This is a genomic window from Streptomyces sp. NBC_01433, from assembly GCF_026340105.1.
GTDB lineage: Bacteria > Actinomycetota > Actinomycetes > Streptomycetales > Streptomycetaceae > Streptomyces.
The window spans coordinates 52478-69688 of record NZ_JAPEPM010000004.1 but is presented as its reverse complement, the minus strand read 5'-3'; the positions used below and the strand labels follow the sequence as shown (position 1 = coordinate 69688).

The following is a 17211-nucleotide window of genomic DNA, read 5'->3' as shown; positions in this document are numbered from 1 at the left end:
CGCCCGCCGCAGCTCCGACCGCGGCAGTCGGCGGCCTGGCCCGTCCGCAGCACGGTCCCGGCGGTACGCGACTAGGCCCCCGCGCGGCAACGTACCTCAGCGCACCCCGCCCAAATGAGAGGGAACCCGAGCATGCCGAACCCCGAGCTCGCAGCCCGTATCCGGACCGCGATCCTCACCCACCCCCACCACTACGACCCCACTGCCTGGCTTCGCGGGACCACCCTCCTACACCCCAACACCCCGCCCCACGAAGCCGACTCCCCGTGCAGGACGACCCTGGACGCCGCCGGATACGCCGCCCACTTCACCGGCCACACTCTCGAAGTCGCCGACGATCCCGCCGACTCCCACGGCAGCCGCGCCACCCGGACCCTCGCCCACACACCCGGCAGCCAGCCCCTGCCCGTCTGGATCGTCGCCCAGCGGGAACTGGACCTGACCGGCAATGACGCCGGACGGCTCTTCGCCTCCTGCACCAGGGCAAGCACAGTGCTCGCCGCGCTCGCCCAACTCGCGGGCGGCGCGCCCCGCATCGACTGGGACGCCATCCCGTAGTAACTACCCCCGCCGCCCAGTCACCCGCCGCTTCCTCCGCGCCCGCGCCGACCAGGCCGCCCCTCTCGTCGCCCCCCACTTCACCGGTCGGTCTCCCCGCCACCTGCCCCCCGGCGCTGCCCCCTGGCGGGACGGGTGCGCTGACAACTGTTCACCTGCTCCCGTCCACCGGACCTCCAGCCAACGACCTTGCGCCGCTAGCCCGCTGCGCCCTCAAGCTGACATCAGCCCGCCGCCAGTCACCACCCGCAACGGCCCGGCAGCCCCCAGCCCGAATCTTCACCCTGCGCCCCGCATCTGCGGGACGCACCGCCCAACAACGTACGGAGAGAATTCATGAACCTGTTCGGCAAGAACACCACCGCACCCACCACCCAGCTTCCGGCCCCCACTGGCCGGGGCCCGGCAATCAGCCTCGACAAGATCCCCGGCAGCCTCGTCAACCTCACCAAGGCCGCCGCCGTGTCCCTGGAAAAGGCTGGACTGACCGGGCAGCGCGCCGCCGTGTACCTGGTCCTCGACCACTCCGGAAGCATGAGCAACTTCTACGCCGACGGCAGTGTGCAGCGCCTCGCCGAGCAGGCTCTCGGACTGTCCGCGAACCTCGACGACGACGGCAACGTCCCCCTCATCTACTTCGCCTCCCAGGCCCACACCCCCATCACTACAGACCTCCACAACTACGCGGGAATCGTTGACCGCACTCACAGCAGGACCCCGTGGGGGACAACCGACTACGTCGCCGCGATGAATGCCGTCATCAGCGACTACCGCGCCAGCGGACAGGCCGGACCCGCGTTCGTCATCTTCCAGACCGACGGCGCACCCAACGACAGGCGAGCCACCGAGCGCGCTCTGAAGGACGCCTCCAAGCTCCCGATCTTCTGGGCGTTCGTCGGCTTCGGCGGGCGGGTCGAGTTCCTGGAGAAGCTCGACGGCCTCCGCCGCGGACGCAAGGTCGACAACGCATCGTTCTTCCACGCCGCGAACCCGCACACCGTCACCGACGATCAGCTCTACGACGGCCTCACCCACGAGTACGCGGGATGGCTCGCCGCAGCGACCGCTGCCGGAATCCTCACCTGACACCTCACTCTCCACCCCCGGCCCCGTCACCGCGTACTCCTGCGGAGGCGGGGCCATCCCCATGCCTCTCCCGCAACGGCCCCGCACCCGGCCCACGTCCCCGGGTGCGGGGCCGTTCCCGTTCCCGTACCCCGGCCGCCCGCCGCCCGCCGCCCGTTCGGCTGGCCGGGGGACGGGGCCACCGCCGCACCGCCGGCCCGGCGGCCGACCGTGCCCGAACAGCCGCCTGGTTGCGGCCCTTGCCCCACACCCGGCCATGGTCAGCACACCGGCCCGGGGGAGCGGTGCCCCCTCCCGCCCCCTCGGGCCGCCTCAAGCCCCCGCCCACAAAGAGCCCGTGGCCGTGACCTACACCCAGAAGCGGCAGCGCATGCTGCGCCGCGCCGCCGAGACCCCGTACCCCGCGATACGGCAGCACATCGAGCGCAACCTCGCCGAGCTCAAGCCGCCCACCCCTCGCCGGGTCGTCACCGAGTGGTCCGAATCCTGCGCGTGCGGCGGCAACTTCCTCGGCCACGAGGAAGAACCGTGCCTCCCGGACTGCACCGGCTACTACCCCGTGCGCGAGTGGATCGTCCTTGGCCACTCCGGAGGCGGTCCCCAGGCAGCCGGCCAGCCCGGCGACAGCTACGGCCCCACCCTCGCGGGCCCCTGCTACGACTGACTCCCTCTCCCACAACGGCCCCGTACCCGGACCCCACAGCCCGGGTACGGGGCCGCACCCATACCCCCTCGCCGTCCGTCCGTCGGTCCGCCACGGCTTGCCCGGCTAACCGGCCGCCACCGCACCGTCACCCCATCAACCAGCCCCACCCCGATGGGAGTACCACCCCCATGACGACCGCCGTGACTCGCCCTCTCACCGTCACCGCCCGCATCGACACCGTCGATGCCGCCCCCGTCGACACCGCCCCCGCCCCGGCCGCGTACACCGCCACCGTCTACATGAACACCGCGCCCCACAACTTCGACGGCTACCAGCTGGGCCACCCGCTCGCCGAGGCCACCCGCCGAGACGGCAGCCCCCTGCGCCTGGTCTTCCACGCCAGCGACCGCATCCGCACCCACGAGGGCGCCGCCGACGCCGCCTACACCGTCGGCAATCACCAGGGGCCCGACGACAACGGCCAGACCTGGCCCAACGACATCCGGTCCGTCTCCACCGGCGACGTCATCAAGGTCACCGGCCCCGACCACTGGATCGTCCACCTCAGCGTCGACCCGACCGGCTTCTCCGCCGTCCCGGAGCCCACCGCCCTGGTCAACCTCGCCGGAACCCGCGCCGCTCCTCGCCGCCGCTGACCCTCCCGCGCCACGGCCCCGTCCTGCACCCCGCCGCCGGGCGGGGCCACCCCGCGCACACGGCGGCGACACCTCACGCCGAGACGCCCAACTCGCCGTGACCCGCCCCTCGTGTCCGCCCGGCGCTCCCGCCCCCGCTCCGCCGCCCACGAATCCCGCAGCACCCGAACGGATAGGCCAACACCACATGCTCACCCTGAGGTTTGCCCTCAACGAGGTCCTCGACGTCGCCACCCATTCGATGCTCGCCCCACGCCACACGCTGCGCGCCACCTACGACCAGTGCCAGAACGAGGAAGACGTCCACGCCGCCCTGTGGTGGCTACGCGACAGGAGCGGCACGTACCTGACCGGGAACTCCACCCACCCAGGCGCACCCCGCGATGTGTTCGCCCAGGGGTACGGGCCCGGCGGTGACGACGCATCCGGCATTCTCGGCGCCGACGACCGCGTGATCGACGCATTCCCGCTGCACGACCCGAACACCAGGCAGTGCCTGCACTCCGATCTGATCCGCGCCCATCGCGACGGCCACAACACCCTGACGATCACCCTGGGCGACGACGCCACAGACCTGCACACCCTCCGCGCCGACGTTCCCATCGCCCCGCACGGGCTCACCACATACACGCAACGGATCGTCGACCTGGCCGCATCCAAGGAGCTACGCCTGACCTGGAAGACAGGCAAGGCCGTCCATCTGCTCCGCCTGGCCGCCCGCGGCCCGCACGGCGTGAACGGCCACGTCATCATCGGGGCCCGCTCCGGCAAGGTGCTGCGCGCCACGCTCACCTACCCGTCGGACCCCCTCACCACGAAGACGGCCAAGGGCACCAACGACGTCCGCGACCTCCTCACCAACCTGGCGCCGTCCCCCTGCCCGCCCCGCTGCACCGCTCCCAGCATCGACGCCTGCCTCAACCGCGCCCCCCACAAGTAACCCGCCCGCCCCAGAAGCGGCCCCGTGCCGGACACCTGTCCCCGGCCCGGGGCCGCCCGCATACCCCACCCCACAGTGCCGTGCCTTGCCCGGCTAACCCCCCGGCATCCCACCGTCACCCCTGCCGCGCCCGCCCCAGCACCACGCCACAGGCGGCCCCGCACACCTCCATCCAGCTCGACCGACAGGGACCCCGACATGAACCAGCACACCCCGACCACCGAAGCAGACCCGCAGCCCGGCACCCCCGAGTACTTCGACGCCCTGCTCCGCGAAGTCCTCGGCGACGCCTACCGGCCCACCGCCAAACAGGACTGCACCCTCACCTTCCCCCTCGACCAGGTCCTCTCCGCCGCCGAGCACGCCATCGCAGCACCCAAGCACGCCCTCGGCCCCGGCGACACCGACGCACACCCCCGCCTGTGGTGGATCAAGGGCGACGGCACCTTCCTCATGAGCAACGGCATCGACAACACCCCCAACGCCCGCGATGAGAAAGGCCACTGGCGCCACATCGCCTTCGCCGACACCTGGGGACCGGGCTCCGACCCCTCCACCGTCCTCGGCGGCGACGACCTCCACGAAACCCTCGACCTCACCACCACCCCCGGCGACGGCCCGGCCCTGATCGACATGCTGCGCACCGCCACCGCCGACAACGCCACCCACTTCCTGCTCCACATCGCCTACGACGACGAGGGCATGCAGCTCACCATGACCACCAAGTAACCCCCGCACCACCCTGCGGCCCCGCGCCGGACACCCGTCCGGCGCGGGGCCGCCCCCGTGTTTCCCGCCTGAGGCACCCGCCACCCCAACCCGTATCCCGCCTCCCGGCACCCATACCCCACCCGCGCCCCACACGCCCCCCAGGCCGCCTAGCGTCCGAACGAACCAGCAGGCCAGGCCACAACCAGAAGGGGGGAGCGCCGTGAAGCACGAGACCACCATCAACGAACTCGCCCAATACGCCGGACTCTTCAGCGCCGTCGACCACATCACGGTCCCCGAGACCAACCCGGACACCGACAACACCGAGGAGGTCACCCTCCCCCCGCCGCTCATCCGCCGCTCCCAGCGCCGCGACACCATCGTGTGGGTCCTCACCCCGCCCGGCATCCACGAACGCATCTTCGTCGCCGACCAGGCCACCGTCATCGTCTACCTCAAGGACATCGACCCCGGCCGCTTCACCGGCCACGTCCCCCAACAGCAGGCCCCCGCGCCCGGCACCTGGCAACAGCAGCAGCCCGCCGCGCCCACCGCCTATCCCACCCAGCAGCAGACCCCGGCGGCCCCCCAGCCGGCCGCGCCCCAGCGGCCAGCCGCCCCCTGGTCGAACCAGCCCAGCTGAACCCCGACCCCCGGCCCCGGCCACCGCCCCCGCGGTAGCCGGGGCCGCTCCATACCCGCACCCCGCCTCACCGCGACGACTCCGGCCACCCCGGCCGTGCCCCGCCCACACCTCCCGGCGCCCCCGAGGGCCCGGCCGGCGGAGTGGTCGGAAGAACATCCTGGGCAGGAGCGACCGGAGGAACCGCAGGAGCAGCCGGAGCAGTCACCGCAGGAGCGGCGGCCGCAGCCGCACCCTCGCCGCGCGACACCGCGCCCGCCTGCCCCGGCGCCCGCACACCATCAAGCTGCTGCTCCCCGCCCGGCCCGCCCGCCTTCGCCTTCTCCGGCACCCTCGCCCTCTCCGAGGCGTCCGCCTTCACCTTCCCCAGTGCCGTCTCCGAGCCCTCCCCGGCCGAGTCCTCACGCCCCAGCCGCCGCAGCTCCTTGATCCGCTCTGCCCCCACACCCAGCCGGTGCCCGCACCCGGCCACCGTCTCCCCGGCCTTGCCCATCGCCAGCACGACCCGCGCCGCCGCCACCTTCGCCGCGTCGATCCGCACCTGGCCGCGCTCACGCACCCGAGCCACCTCCTCCTCCACCTCGGAGGCCGCCACAGCCTCGTCCTCCACTGCCAACTCGAAGTCCGCCACCAGGTCATCGAACGCCGCCTCCTGGCGCAGCCGCTCGGCCTCCGCTTCCTCCGCCACCCGCCGCCGCTCGGCCATCCGCTCCGCAGCACGCTCCAACGCCGCCTTCCGGCGTGCCAGCAGCTCGCTGTTCTTCCCCTTGCCCTTGGTCCGGCTTGACGCCACCGCAGCCACCTCCCGGCCGACCGGCCCACCCCCGTGGCGGGCCGCGTCACGCCAGTCTCAGCCGCCCGCACACCTGCCAACCCGCTGGAGCCGTTCACGTCCCAGGCCGTAGCACACCCGTCGCTGCGCCCGGTCCTGCTCACGGGACGACGTCCGAACCCGGCGGGGGAGAGGGCTCCGGCCGGGGGCGGTCCTGGTGAGGGGGCTGCCTGAACCGGGGTGCCGGTGGGTGCCGGTGGTGTGTGGGTGCCACGGGTGCCGGGCCGGTGGTGAGGGCCGATGACGGTGAGGGTGTGTGGCCGCCGGCCGGTGGCAGGTCGGTCGCAGTACACCTCTGGCACTTTTGACGCGCCACCGTGCTCAAGGGCCGATTTCCCTTGGGGCGGGACGCGTTCGAAGGTTGTTTTTCGAGCCCTGGGAGGTTCGGAGCTCCGCACCGGTCATGGCCCGCACCGACCTGTAACGCGGTGATCTTCTGGCGTCGTGGGGATGACAGCGAACGCGTTCACCGCGGGGCGGGAGCGCTATTACCGGCGCAACATCGCCCTCGGCGACGGTGCTCAGGGCACCGAGCTGACGGTGTCCTCCAGCGTGCCCGGGGTGCCGCCCGGCGTGTGGCACGGGCAGGCCGCCCGCGCTCTGGGGCTGTCCGGCATCGTGAGCGACACGCAGATGCGGGCCCTGTTCGGACTCGGCATGCACCCCGACGCCGAGGTGATCGCGGCCCGCGAACTGAGCGAAGGAGCCTCCCTCAAGCGGGCCATGAAGGCGGCCAAGCTCGGGCCGGCCGTACCGCGCCTTGCTGAACTCTCCCCGCTCGACAAGGAGATCGAGGAGGCCCTCGCGCGTGTCAGTGAGCAGCTGTGCCGCCCGCTGACGAAGTCTGAGACGAAGAACCTGCGGATGCAGTGTGCGGCGCGTGCCTTCGAGGCCGAGTACCACCGGGCCCCGTCCGACGGCGCCGAGCTCGGCCGGTACCTGGCCGCGCGAACCGGCCCGCAACGCCGTGCACTGACCGGCTACGACCTCACCTTCTCCTCCGAGGAGCTGTCGCTGCTGTTCGCGCTCGGCGGCCCCGAGGTGCGGCGGATCGTCCTTGAGGTCCTGGCCCAAGCACGCTCCGAGGCCATGTCCTGGCTGGAGAACCATGCGCTCGCGGTCCGTACCGGCCCGGGCGGCGTGGCCCAGCAGCGGGCCGAGCCCGGCCTGCTCGCGACCGTCTACCTCCACTACGAATCCCGTGCGGGCGATCCGATGGTGCACGAGCACGCGGTCATATCCCCGCGTGTGAAAGGGCCGGACGGCCGATGGCGCAACCTGGACTCCCGCCTCCTGCTGCGCGATGTCGTGGTCGCCAGCGAGCTGTTCAACCAGCGCTCCCTCGAGCTCGTCTGCTCCCGCCTGGGCCTGGCCGCCGAAGAGGTCGAGGTCACCCCCGGCCAGCGGCCGGTGATGCAAATCGTCGGCATCGACCGGCGTCTGCGCGCCGCGTTCGCGCAGCGCTCCCACGCAGTGCGCACCATGGCGGACACCCTGTTCGACGACTACCGGCGCCGCCACGGCCGCCAGCCGGGGCGGCCCGCACGTACCCGGCTGCAGTGGCAGGCGACCGTGAAGACCCGCCCGCCCAAGCGTCAGGCCCGCTCCCTGAACGAGCTGCTCGGCGACTGGCGGCGCCGGGCGATCGCGGCCACCGACCGCGCCACCGTGGACAATCTGCTGGCTACCGCGCAGGCCGCCGCCCAAGCCCGGCCCGCCCCAGCCGCATTCGACCTCGCCGCCGCGGCCGAGGAAGTCCTGGCAGCGGTCTGCGAGCGCCGTACGACCTTCCGACGCCGCCACGTCCTGGCCGAGGCGCGCCGCTACTTGATGCGGACCCTGGCCGGGGCCACCGCTGAACCTCAGGCAGCCGAGCAGATCACCGACCGGGTACTCGCCCACGTCGACTGTCTGGACATCACCCCGCCCGAGATCAACCCGCCGCACCCGGAGCTGCAGCGCGCAGACGGCACATCCCTCTACCGGCCGATCGGGTCGCAGACCTACACCACCCACTCCCTTCTGGCGGCCGAGAACCGGCTCCTGGCCGCCGCGCGCCGAAGCGTGATCCCGCCGGTCGGGCGCGGCACCTTCGCCCGTATCGCCGCCTTGAACCGCGGCCCGATGGACGCCGGACAGCGCGCGCTGGCCTCCTCCTTCGTCCTGTCGGAGAAGCTGCTGCTGGCCGGCCTTGGACCGGCGGGGGCCGGAAAGACGACGGCGATGCGTCTGGTGGCGAAGGCCGTGGACGCGGCCGGCGGCCGGCTGATCCCGCTCGCCCCGTCCTCCCGCGCGGCGAAAGTCCTCGGCGGCGACCTCGATGCGCGCGCCCACACCCTGCACTCCTGGCTGCACCAGCGCGGCCGGGCGACCGACGGAAAGACGGTCGGCAAGGACTTCCAGCTACGACCTGGCGACGTCGTCCTGGTCGACGAGGCGGGCATGGCCGGCACCCTCCTGCTCGATCGGATCCTCGCGGATGCGGCTGCCGCCGGCGCGGTAGTGCGCCTGCTCGGCGACCCGCACCAGCTCGCCGCCGTCGAGGCCGGGGGAGCCCTGCGGCTCATCTCCCGGGCGGGCGCCGCCGTCGAACTCGACCAGCTGCACCGCTTCCGGGTGGCCGGGGAGGCCGACGCCTCCCTTGTCCTTCGCGACGGTGAAGACCACCGGGCCGCCTTCGACTGGTACCGGGACAAGGGCCGGATCGTCGCAGGAAACTACGAAGCGATGTGCGACATGGTCTTCGCCGCCTGGGCCAAGGACCTGGGCAAGGGGCTCACCTCGCTGATGACGGCCGCCGACACGGCGACCGTGACCGAGCTCAACCTGCGCGCCCAGGCCTGGCACATCGAGGCCGGGACCGTCGACACCACCCGGTCCGCCGCCCTGCGGGCCGGGCAGCACGCGCACCTCGGCGACGTCATCGTCACCCGCCTCAACCGGCGGCGCATGACCGTGCGCGGCGGGCGCGACTTCGTGAAGAACGGCGACACCTGGGCCATCCAGCAGATCCTGCCCAGCGGGGACGTGGTGGTCCGCCACACCCAGCACGGCGGCCGCATCCGCCTGCCCGCGAACTACATGGCCGCCCAGTGCGAGCTCGGCTACGCCTCCACCATCCACCGCTCCCAGGGCATGACGGTCGACACCTCGCACGCGCTGGCCTCCGCCCGCTCCAACCGCGAAGGCGTCTACGTCCAGCTGACCCGCGGGGCGCGCACCAACCGCCTCTACGTCGCGATCGAGGACGGCGACCGCCTGGACGACGTCCTCGCCTCGATAGCAGCCAGACGCCGCGCCCAGCTGTCGGCGACCGAGTCGATCGCCGCGTTGCAGCAAGAAGTCGCCGCACCCGGGCAGTTGTCCGCCGAATTCGCCGACGTCGCCGAGCGCGCCACCACCGCCCGGCTGACCGGCCTTCTCGCACATACCCTCGGCACCGACCGGGCGGCCTGGTTCATGGCCGCCGACGCCTACCCGGCCCTGATCCGCGCGCTCCACGACGCCGAACGGGCCGGATTCGACCTGCCCCGTCTGCTGTCCGCCACCGTGCCCAGGCGCGGCTTCGCCGATGCGGACGACCCCTCCGCAGTGCTCACCTGGCGGCTGCGCGAGCGCCTGAAGGACGCCGCCGAAGCCCAGCAGGAGGACCGACCCCGTCCCCTGGCCGGGCTCACGCTGACCCAACTGCATACCCTGACCCGGCTCGCCGCCTCCCACCGCGCCACCGCCCGCGAGGCGCTCAAGGCCGCCGACGCCGCCTTCACCCACCTGCCCACCGACGTCACCACCCGCGCCGGCCACACCCACCCCCCCTGGGACCAGCGCCCCATGGGAGAACTGTCCCGCCGCGAACTCGCCGCCCAACTGGCCCTTGTACGCACCCAGATCCGCCGCGCCCAGAGAATCAGGACCCCGCTCTCCGACACGGCCCGGCACGTCATCGCCACCCTCACCCGCGAGTCCCAGCTGCGCCGCGCCCTGAACTGGCGCGACGCCGCCCGCGAGGACTTCCAGCGCGAGCGGGCCACCAGCAGCGCCGCCCCCGGCGCCACCTCACTGGCCGCGATCCGGCGGACCCTGTCGACCCGGCGTACCGCCACGGCCGATCGCCAGCGCTCCGCGCGTGCCGCGCTGGCCCGCGCCGACGCCGTCTCCGACAAGATCTACGCCGAGCTGCGGTGGCGCGAACGCCTGCCCGACCACGCCCCACACCGCCCCAACTACCGTGGTGAAATACCCGACTGGGTCGCCGACTCCCATGCCCTGGTCCACGCCGACACCCCCGAGCACTGGGTCACACACCTCGCCGAGCGCCACCGCATCCTGGCCCGCTCCCTGGCCGACCGCGGCCACACCCTGGCCGGATCCCCGCCCGCCTGGGCCCGCCTTCTTGGCCCGCCGCCACCCGCCAGCGCCCCCCGCAGGCGCCACGCGTGGGCCACAACCGCCGCACTGGTGGAACTGTGGCGCACCCGCCACGCCATCACCGGCACCCCCGGACTGGGCCCGCGCCCCGCCGACTCGCAGGACGCCGCGGCCTGGGACGACCTGGACGCCCGGGTGCGCGCCCTGTCCGGACGCCGCCGCCCAGTGCACCTCCCGCCACCCGACGCCCCCGCCTCGGTCATGATCGAAGCAACCCTCAGCCACCTCGACACGCCGCCGCCCACCGGGCCCCTGCCCGACCACCCGGCCCTGCGCGACCCCTTCGGCGTCGCCCCCCTCTCCTACGGAGCGCTCGATGCACGCCTCGCGCGGCGTGCCCTGGCCGCCGTCCTCGCCGGCGAGCCCCTGCCCGAATCCTGGATGGAGGAAATCACAGCCCCCGGCGACGACGACGAGGACGAGCAGCGCGCCTACACCAAGCTCCTCACCGGCATCGGCGACTACCGGCGCCGCCACCACCGCGCAGGCCCCGACGTCCTGGGCCCGCGCCCCGCGGGCCTCGACGGCGAGGAATGGGACCACCTCACCGACGCGATCGACCTGTACACCCATGCCCGCGTCGAGCGCCGCCTGGAGCAGATGCGGGCCCGCACCGCCGCCGACCGCGCGGCCCTCCTGCCGCCGAACTCGCCGCTGCGCCAGCAGCCCCCGCCCGACACACATGGCCCCGGCCACCGGCCCCCGACCCGCTGAACACCACACCGCGCGGCCTCAACGCCGCCCGGACACGCACTGCACCGACACCCCCGCACCTGAAGTTCAGCCCATGGCGCGGGCTCCCCCTCGGCTGAAGGCAGATGAACATGACACCCACAAACGGCCCCGGATGTATCCAACTGGCGGGCCGCACCGTACAACTGGCCTGGCTGCGCGAACACTCCACCCAGGCAGCTCCGCTGTTCGCCCGTGCCCGGGCCGAGGTCGGCCACGCCCGGTGCCTGTGCCGCCGTCCCGCCCTGCGCCTGGTGATCCGCTGTACCCGGGCGGGCCGCTACCACGTCGCGGGCTGGCCTGGCGAAGGCGAACAACACGACCCCACCTGCCCCTTCCATAAACTCGGGCCCGGCCTGTCCGGCCGCGACCGCTACAGCACACAAGCCATCCGGGAGACCGACCACGGCGTGTCCATCCGCCTGGCTACACCCCTCACCAGCACCCTGGCCCAGCCTGCAACCCACGACGCCGCGCCGGAGGAGACCGGCGACGACGCCGGTTCGCGGCGCTCCGTCGGCCTGCTCGGACTGCTGCACTGGCTCTGGGAACAGGCCCGACTCAACGTCTCGCACCCACAGACAGGGCGCCTCACCTGGCGCACGTGCCACGCCCGGCTGCGCCAACAACTGCGTGAGACCACCATCAACGGCCACGGCATGGACGAGGCGCTCTACGTCGTACCGCCCTTCACCCACGCGGCGGCCGACGCCAACACCGCAGCCCTGGACGCCTTCCGCGCACGCCTGGGGCGTCACGGCACGACCGAACGGCGCGCCCTGATCCTCGGACAGATCAAAGAGGTGGCACCCACCCCACACGGCGTCGCCTACCGCCTCGCCCACCAGCGCACCCCGCTCTACGCCCGCTCGGCTCTGCACGCGAGGGCCATCCGCTCCTACCGACATGCCTTCGGCAAGACAGCCGCCGGGCACGGCGCCACACGGGTCGCCCTGTTCGTCGTAGAGCGGAGCCCCAAGGGACACCTCATCGCCGTCGACCTGGCCGCGATGCTCACCACCGCCGCCTACATTCCCGCCGATTCCTCCTACGAGGTGGTCATGGCCGACGCCCTCGCCGCCTGCCGCCGCGCCTTCATCAAGCCCCTGCGCTACGACACCGCCGACGCTGTCCTGCCCGACTTCGTCCTCACTGACATGACACCCGCGGCATACGTCGAGGTCTACGGCATCCACGGCCGGGAAGCCTACGACCGGCGCAAGACAGAGAAGCGGGAGTTCTACCAGCGTCAAGGCGGGCAGCTCATCGAGTGGGACGTCGCCCAGCCGCTCCCCGCACTCACGCGTTCCGGCCAGCACGGCTCCCGACCGAACGCCTGACGGAGGGCACAGCACCGGTGGGCGCGGAGGCCCACTCAAGACGTCAGCCTGTCCACCAACGGCGCGTCGAGACGGACCAGCAACTGACGCACGCTCATCCAGCACGGGTGAAGAGGAGTCGTCGTCCTCCCACTGGGACATCGCCGACCGCACGACATGCGCGGTGACCTCGGCCAGCGTGGAGCCCTGCTCGCAGAGCCTGCTCGTCGTGCCGAGTACCCCTGCCGCGTCACCTGGCCACCCTGCATCAGCAGCCGGACGGCATCCAACCAGGCCATCTCCGGGTTCGTTGCCAGTGAGACACTGCATCACAGGGTGCGCCCACAGTCCGCCATTCGCCCGGGTACCCGCGGGGCTGCACCTGGTCCCCGGACCGAGGCGGCCGTCTGATGGGACACCGGTGAAGGTGCCCGACTCAGCGCCTGGGACCCCGCACAGCCCCAGGCCGAAATCTGCTGCCCAACGCCCCAGCGGGTAGCACATAGTGGAGCAACCTCACCGATCAACCAGAAACGGACGGCCGTGACGACCGCCTACAGCAGCGAATCATCCACCGAGCGCATCCCCGGACGGGCCTGGACGGTCCGGATCATCGGCCACAGCGGCCGCGTCGCCTCGGTCACCTGCAGCACCGCAGCGTGCCGGATGCCGCCCCGCTCCGCGGACCTCACCGCACTGCGAAGGTTCGCCGCAGCGCACGCCGCCGCGCATGCGAAGGTCGCCACCGTCAATCCCCACGCCTACTGCCACTGCGGCGCCCAGCGATGCGGCGCCCATCCCGGCGCGAGGACGTCCTGCGCAGGCACGGTGGTGATGATCCTGCGACACGACCCGATCGTGAGCCGGGTGTGGAGCCTCGAAGAGGTCTGCGAGATGTGCGCGCCGCTCATCCCGAACGCCACCGTCCTGGCCCGCGCCGCGCGGCCGAACCACGCAACCAAGCCGCCCACGACACCCAGAACGCCCACCGGACAGGTGCCGTCCCCCGCCCGGCCCAGCATCGCGGGCGGCTTCTCCGCAGCGCCCGCCGAGGGCGCCCCGGCCCCCGTACGGAGCTCCCGTCGCGCACCGCAACGGCCCCGCCGCCGGCGCTCTGGGCAGTGACGCTGACCGCGCTGGAGCCGCTCCCATAAACCAGCTCCCGCCCCGACTACGCGGACACGTCCCTGGGCCTCGTCCACACGTGGATGCGATGTTCCGCACGGTCGGCCGGATCCCTGTCCGGCGCGGCAAGGGCCTGGGCCACCATCTCCCGCTCAGCCCTCCGCCCGGCAACGGGGAGTCCCAGGAGAACACCGGCTGCCTGCTTGATCAGAATTCCGGCATCGTCCAGCAGGGTGTGCGCCCGCCCGTAGTCCCGCAGCTCGATCCTGCCGAAGGCTCCCGTCGCGTCGGGAAGTTCGGTGACCATCTTCAAGACCAGGTCTTCGATAAGCCCGTACGCACGCTCGGGATCTTGCTCGGCGAGCTCCCGCAGGGCCGCGCTCAGCTGCTCGACAGCGGCCGGATCCTGTACGGGGTGGTGCAAAAGGACAGTCACATCTGCGTTCAACGAGCAACAGCCGGGCAGGCAACGGCCGGTCAGTGAGCCGGGGCCGGCAGGTGCTCAGCGGCGGATCGGCACGGCCCGTCCTTCGGGAGCGGCAGGTGGCAGGTGCCCCAGCCGGTCCGCTCCTGGCACAGGCGGAGCTCGGCATCGCCGTGTTCGCGCAGGGCCGTGGCCAGCTTGCTCGCGCTGGCCACGACGGTTTGCCAGGTCGTCTCGCTGCGGGTGCGAGGCCACTGTGCCTGCCGGGCCTGGGCGAATGCCTGCTGTCGGGGGACGAGTTCGGGGTGCCGCATGGCCCAGCGGAGCGTCGCCTGGTCGAGCAGAGAGAGGATGCCGGTGTTCTCGGGCGACCCGTGTCGCACACTGTCCAGGGCGTTGGCCAACTCGGCAGCGGTGCAGTCCTCGAACATGCCATCTCCCCTGGCTGAAGCATCCCGTGCAACTGCAACTACTCAAGCACACCCCGAAACCTCTCTCCTCTCGTGTACCGGACCCGCCTCTCCGGAAACGGCTGTGGCACCTGCACAAGCAACTCCTTCGCCGGATCCCCGCGACACGGCGCCGAGCCGTTCCGCGTCGGCCCCTTTCACCATGCCCGTCCCGTCTCGCGGGACGCTGCTGCTGATGCTTGGCTGCCGCCTCCCGCCTGACGAAACCCTCCAGGCGAGCAGGCCAGCAGGCATCCTCGGTCCGGGCAAGCTGCCGCCAGCCGCCGTCCACGGACTGCGCGGCGCCACCGCCGAGCAGAAGGTCCCCTCGATGAGCGAGCAGCACACTCCCCTCCCCGACGATTTCCGTACCTGGCTGACCGAGCGGGGAGAGGACGCATACGCCCTGGCATGGGTGACCGAGGGGAGCGAGCCGACCGGTTGGACAGAGGCCGAGACACCCCGGGTGGGGGAGACCGGGATCGCCCGCCTGGGTGCCGACCTCACGCGCATCGCGCGGCAGGAGGTCACCCACGGCCGGCAGGAGACACTGCGCCGCTGGCTCCGCCTGGACGACGGAGTACGGCACCTGGCCATCATCACCGCCGATCCCGGCGGCCTGAGCGAGCACACCCCCGGCGAACTGGCCGCCCAGCTGATGCACGACCCGTCCCACGATGAGGCCCGGCTCACCGACCTTCTGGCCAGCTGGTTCTACCGGCGCAACGCCGAAGCGCCGCAGGGTCTCGAACTCGGGTGGATCGCCGCGGCCGCCGCCTGGACCTGTCACATGCGCGCCCTGGCCAGCTATCCTCCGCCCTCCGTACTCGCCCAGGCCCTGGAGCGCGACGGCGAACAGGACCAGGCCACCGCGGACTTGGTGGTCAGTACCGGGCTGAAGATCGTCGACCTCCTCGACCGGCTGGAGCGCGTCTACCGCCCCCGCACCGAGTTGATCGAGGACTGGCGCGTCGTGGAATCCCTGTCCGCCGACGTCCCCGCGCTCGCGGAGATGGCCGACTGGCTGCTCGACCAGATCTCCCTGCGGGATGCGCCCGCCCAGCAATTGCGGGCTGTCCTCGAGCCGGACATCACCGACTACCTGCGCGACCGGCGATCCGACGGCGCCCTGCTGGGTGTCGCCGTCCCCGCCCTCGACGCACCGCGCACCGCGCACCTGGCGCAGGCCCGCGAGACCGTCCGTGCCTACACCGCGGCCGCGCACGCGGGGCGCCTGCAGGAGGCGCGGCAGCTTCAGGACGCCTTTCCGGTCCCGGCCCGCCCCCTGGCCACCAGCGGCCCGGCCGCCGCCTGGCGGCAGAGCTCGGCCACCGCGCAGGACGCCGTCGAGGATCTGAGCGCGCAGCGCGCCGCGACCACGGCCGAGGACAGCACTGACTACTTCGCCGACCCGGAACTGCTGCACGCCGAGACCTCCTACCTGGCCGCACGCGAGGGTCAACTGCACCTCATGCACGACGCGCTCGGCCGCCTGTCCTTCCCCGCCGCGGCCCCTCGCGACCTGCCCGAGGCACTCGTCCCGGTCGCGGCCGCGCAGACCCAGCGCCGCGTCATCGAAGCCTTCGGCACCCTGGAGCGAGCGGCTCAGGTGCTGGAAGGCCAGCTCCACTACCAGCTCCAGCAGCCGGTGCCCGCCCGCCGCCGGGCCACCACCGGTACCGAGACCGACCTGCTGACCCGCACCCGCGACGCACTAGAGCACACCGCGGCCGCCGTTGTTCCCCTCGACGAGGAGCACATCCGCGCCCGCCTGCAGGAGGCCATGGCGCGCCCCGCCTCCCCGGACGCTTCCGACCCGGCAGAGCCCGCCGCCCACGACGAGGCCCACACCCAGGCCCTGGCCGCCAGCTCCACCACCCCTGGAATGAACCGGTGAACTGGGCTCTGAGTACCGTGATCTCCGTGCTGCTGCGCGCGGCCAGACCGCTCACCCGGCGCGGTCTGCCCCACCTCGCCATGGCAGCCATGGCCATGCTCGTGTGCGGCGGCGCCCTCGTTGCCGGGCACGGACTCCTCTACATAGCACTGTGCTCGGCGGCCGGGGGGTGGCCGCTGGCAACTGTTCTGGTCGGGCTGCTGGGAGCCGTGGTCCGTCTGGCCGCGGCCGTAGGCCTGGTGGCGGTGGTCTTGCTTATGCCGCTGGTCATCGCGGCCGACTGCCTGAGCCGGCGACCGGGCGCCGAACGTGACGAGCACTCCACGACGATCCCGTAGAGGCACGGGGGCGGTGGTTGGCCGGATCAGGGCATCAGTGTCCGGTCGCCCAAGCGGTTCGACACCGTGGACTTCCCCAAGGACGGCGACGGTTGCCGCTGGGATGCCACCCGCACGACCCCGTCACCCGTGTCAGCCTCCAGGGCATCGGCCACATCAAGGTCCACCAGCAACGGCCGGTCGTTGGCAAGGTCAAGACGATCTCGGTGAAGCGCGAGGGCCGCCGCTGGTACGTCATCCTCACCGCTGAGTTGGACGCCCCCGCGCCGCTGCCCGCGACCGGCCGCGTGGCCGGCATCGACCTGGGCATAGCCAACTTCCTCGCCGACTCCAGCGGCGACTTCGTGCCCAACCCCCGTCACGGGGCAAAGACGCCGCAATGCTGGATTCATGCATTCATGATGGGAAGGAGTCACGCTCGGGATGT

The 17211-nt window shown here is 72.4% G+C and carries 15 protein-coding genes and 1 pseudogene; 13 read left to right on the top strand and 3 right to left on the bottom strand.

Going from position 1 to position 17211, the window contains the following annotated elements; genetic code table 11:
- Positions 1-132: 132 nt before the first annotated feature.
- The 7 genes from OG413_RS39905 (at position 133) to OG413_RS39875 (ending at position 5240) form a co-directional block, all read left to right on the top strand.
- Positions 133-558 (top strand): hypothetical protein, encoded by a 426-nt coding sequence (locus tag OG413_RS39905; RefSeq protein ID WP_266814432.1) that lies wholly within the window; start codon positions 133-135, stop codon positions 556-558.
- A gap of 336 nt (positions 559-894) precedes the next feature.
- Positions 895-1644 carry a VWA domain-containing protein gene (locus tag OG413_RS39900; protein WP_266814430.1) on the top strand — a complete coding sequence of 250 codons (750 nt, stop codon included), beginning with the start codon at positions 895-897 and terminating at the stop codon, positions 1642-1644.
- A gap of 343 nt (positions 1645-1987) precedes the next feature.
- Positions 1988-2308, top strand: coding sequence for a hypothetical protein (locus tag OG413_RS39895; protein ID WP_266814428.1), 321 nt, complete (start codon positions 1988-1990; stop codon positions 2306-2308).
- A gap of 170 nt (positions 2309-2478) precedes the next feature.
- Positions 2479-2946 carry a hypothetical protein gene (locus OG413_RS39890; RefSeq protein ID WP_266814426.1) on the top strand — a complete coding sequence of 156 codons (468 nt, stop codon included), beginning with the start codon at positions 2479-2481 and terminating at the stop codon, positions 2944-2946.
- Positions 2947-3133: 187 nt separating this feature from the next.
- Positions 3134-3886: a hypothetical protein gene (locus OG413_RS39885; protein WP_266814424.1), complete on the top strand. Its 753-nt coding sequence runs from the start codon at positions 3134-3136 to the stop codon at positions 3884-3886.
- Positions 3887-4084: 198 nt separating this feature from the next.
- Positions 4085-4615 (top strand): hypothetical protein, encoded by a 531-nt coding sequence (locus tag OG413_RS39880; protein WP_266814422.1) that lies wholly within the window; start codon positions 4085-4087, stop codon positions 4613-4615.
- Between the two features lie 202 nt (positions 4616-4817).
- A complete protein-coding gene (locus OG413_RS39875; RefSeq protein ID WP_266814420.1) occupies positions 4818-5240 on the top strand; it encodes a hypothetical protein in 423 nt (140 codons plus the stop codon).
- A gap of 67 nt (positions 5241-5307) precedes the next feature.
- Here the strand turns inward: OG413_RS39875 and OG413_RS39870 are convergent, their stop codons facing one another.
- Positions 5308-6033, bottom strand: a complete 726-nt coding sequence (locus tag OG413_RS39870) for a hypothetical protein (RefSeq protein ID WP_266814418.1) — start codon at positions 6031-6033, stop codon at positions 5308-5310.
- 489 nt (positions 6034-6522) lie between these two features.
- On the opposite strand from OG413_RS39870, the gene mobF reads away from it, so the two are divergent.
- The 3 genes from mobF (at position 6523) to OG413_RS39855 (ending at position 13676) form a co-directional block, all read left to right on the top strand.
- Positions 6523-11214, top strand: a complete 4692-nt coding sequence (mobF, locus tag OG413_RS39865; protein WP_266814416.1) for a MobF family relaxase — start codon at positions 6523-6525, stop codon at positions 11212-11214.
- A 110-nt stretch (positions 11215-11324) separates the two neighbouring features.
- Positions 11325-12572: a DUF1173 family protein gene (locus OG413_RS39860; protein WP_266814414.1), complete on the top strand. Its 1248-nt coding sequence runs from the start codon at positions 11325-11327 to the stop codon at positions 12570-12572.
- Between the two features lie 522 nt (positions 12573-13094).
- Entirely contained in the window at positions 13095-13676 is a 582-nt protein-coding gene (locus OG413_RS39855; protein ID WP_266814412.1) for a hypothetical protein, read from the top strand.
- Positions 13677-13722: 46 nt separating this feature from the next.
- Here the strand turns inward: OG413_RS39855 and OG413_RS39850 are convergent, their stop codons facing one another.
- Together OG413_RS39850 and OG413_RS39845 are read right to left on the bottom strand one after the other, a co-directional pair.
- On the bottom strand, positions 13723-14112 hold the full coding sequence (locus OG413_RS39850) for a hypothetical protein (RefSeq protein WP_266814410.1): 390 nt from the start codon (positions 14110-14112) through the stop codon (positions 13723-13725).
- 41 nt (positions 14113-14153) lie between these two features.
- Complete coding sequence (locus OG413_RS39845) at positions 14154-14531, bottom strand: hypothetical protein (protein ID WP_266814408.1); 378 nt, start codon at positions 14529-14531, stop codon at positions 14154-14156.
- A 181-nt stretch (positions 14532-14712) separates the two neighbouring features.
- On the opposite strand from OG413_RS39845, the gene OG413_RS39840 reads away from it, so the two are divergent.
- The 3 genes and pseudogenes from OG413_RS39840 to OG413_RS39830 all read left to right on the top strand — a co-directional run.
- Positions 14713-16446, top strand: coding sequence for a hypothetical protein (locus OG413_RS39840; protein WP_266814406.1), 1734 nt, complete (start codon positions 14713-14715; stop codon positions 16444-16446).
- Complete coding sequence (locus tag OG413_RS39835) at positions 16443-16784, top strand: hypothetical protein (protein ID WP_266814404.1); 342 nt, start codon at positions 16443-16445, stop codon at positions 16782-16784. The genes OG413_RS39840 and OG413_RS39835 overlap by 4 nt, the downstream gene beginning before the upstream one ends.
- Positions 16785-16841: 57 nt before the next feature.
- A pseudogene (locus tag OG413_RS39830) lies at positions 16842-17155 on the top strand (RNA-guided endonuclease TnpB family protein); the annotation flags it as partial.
- Between the last annotated feature and the right edge of the window lie 56 nt (positions 17156-17211).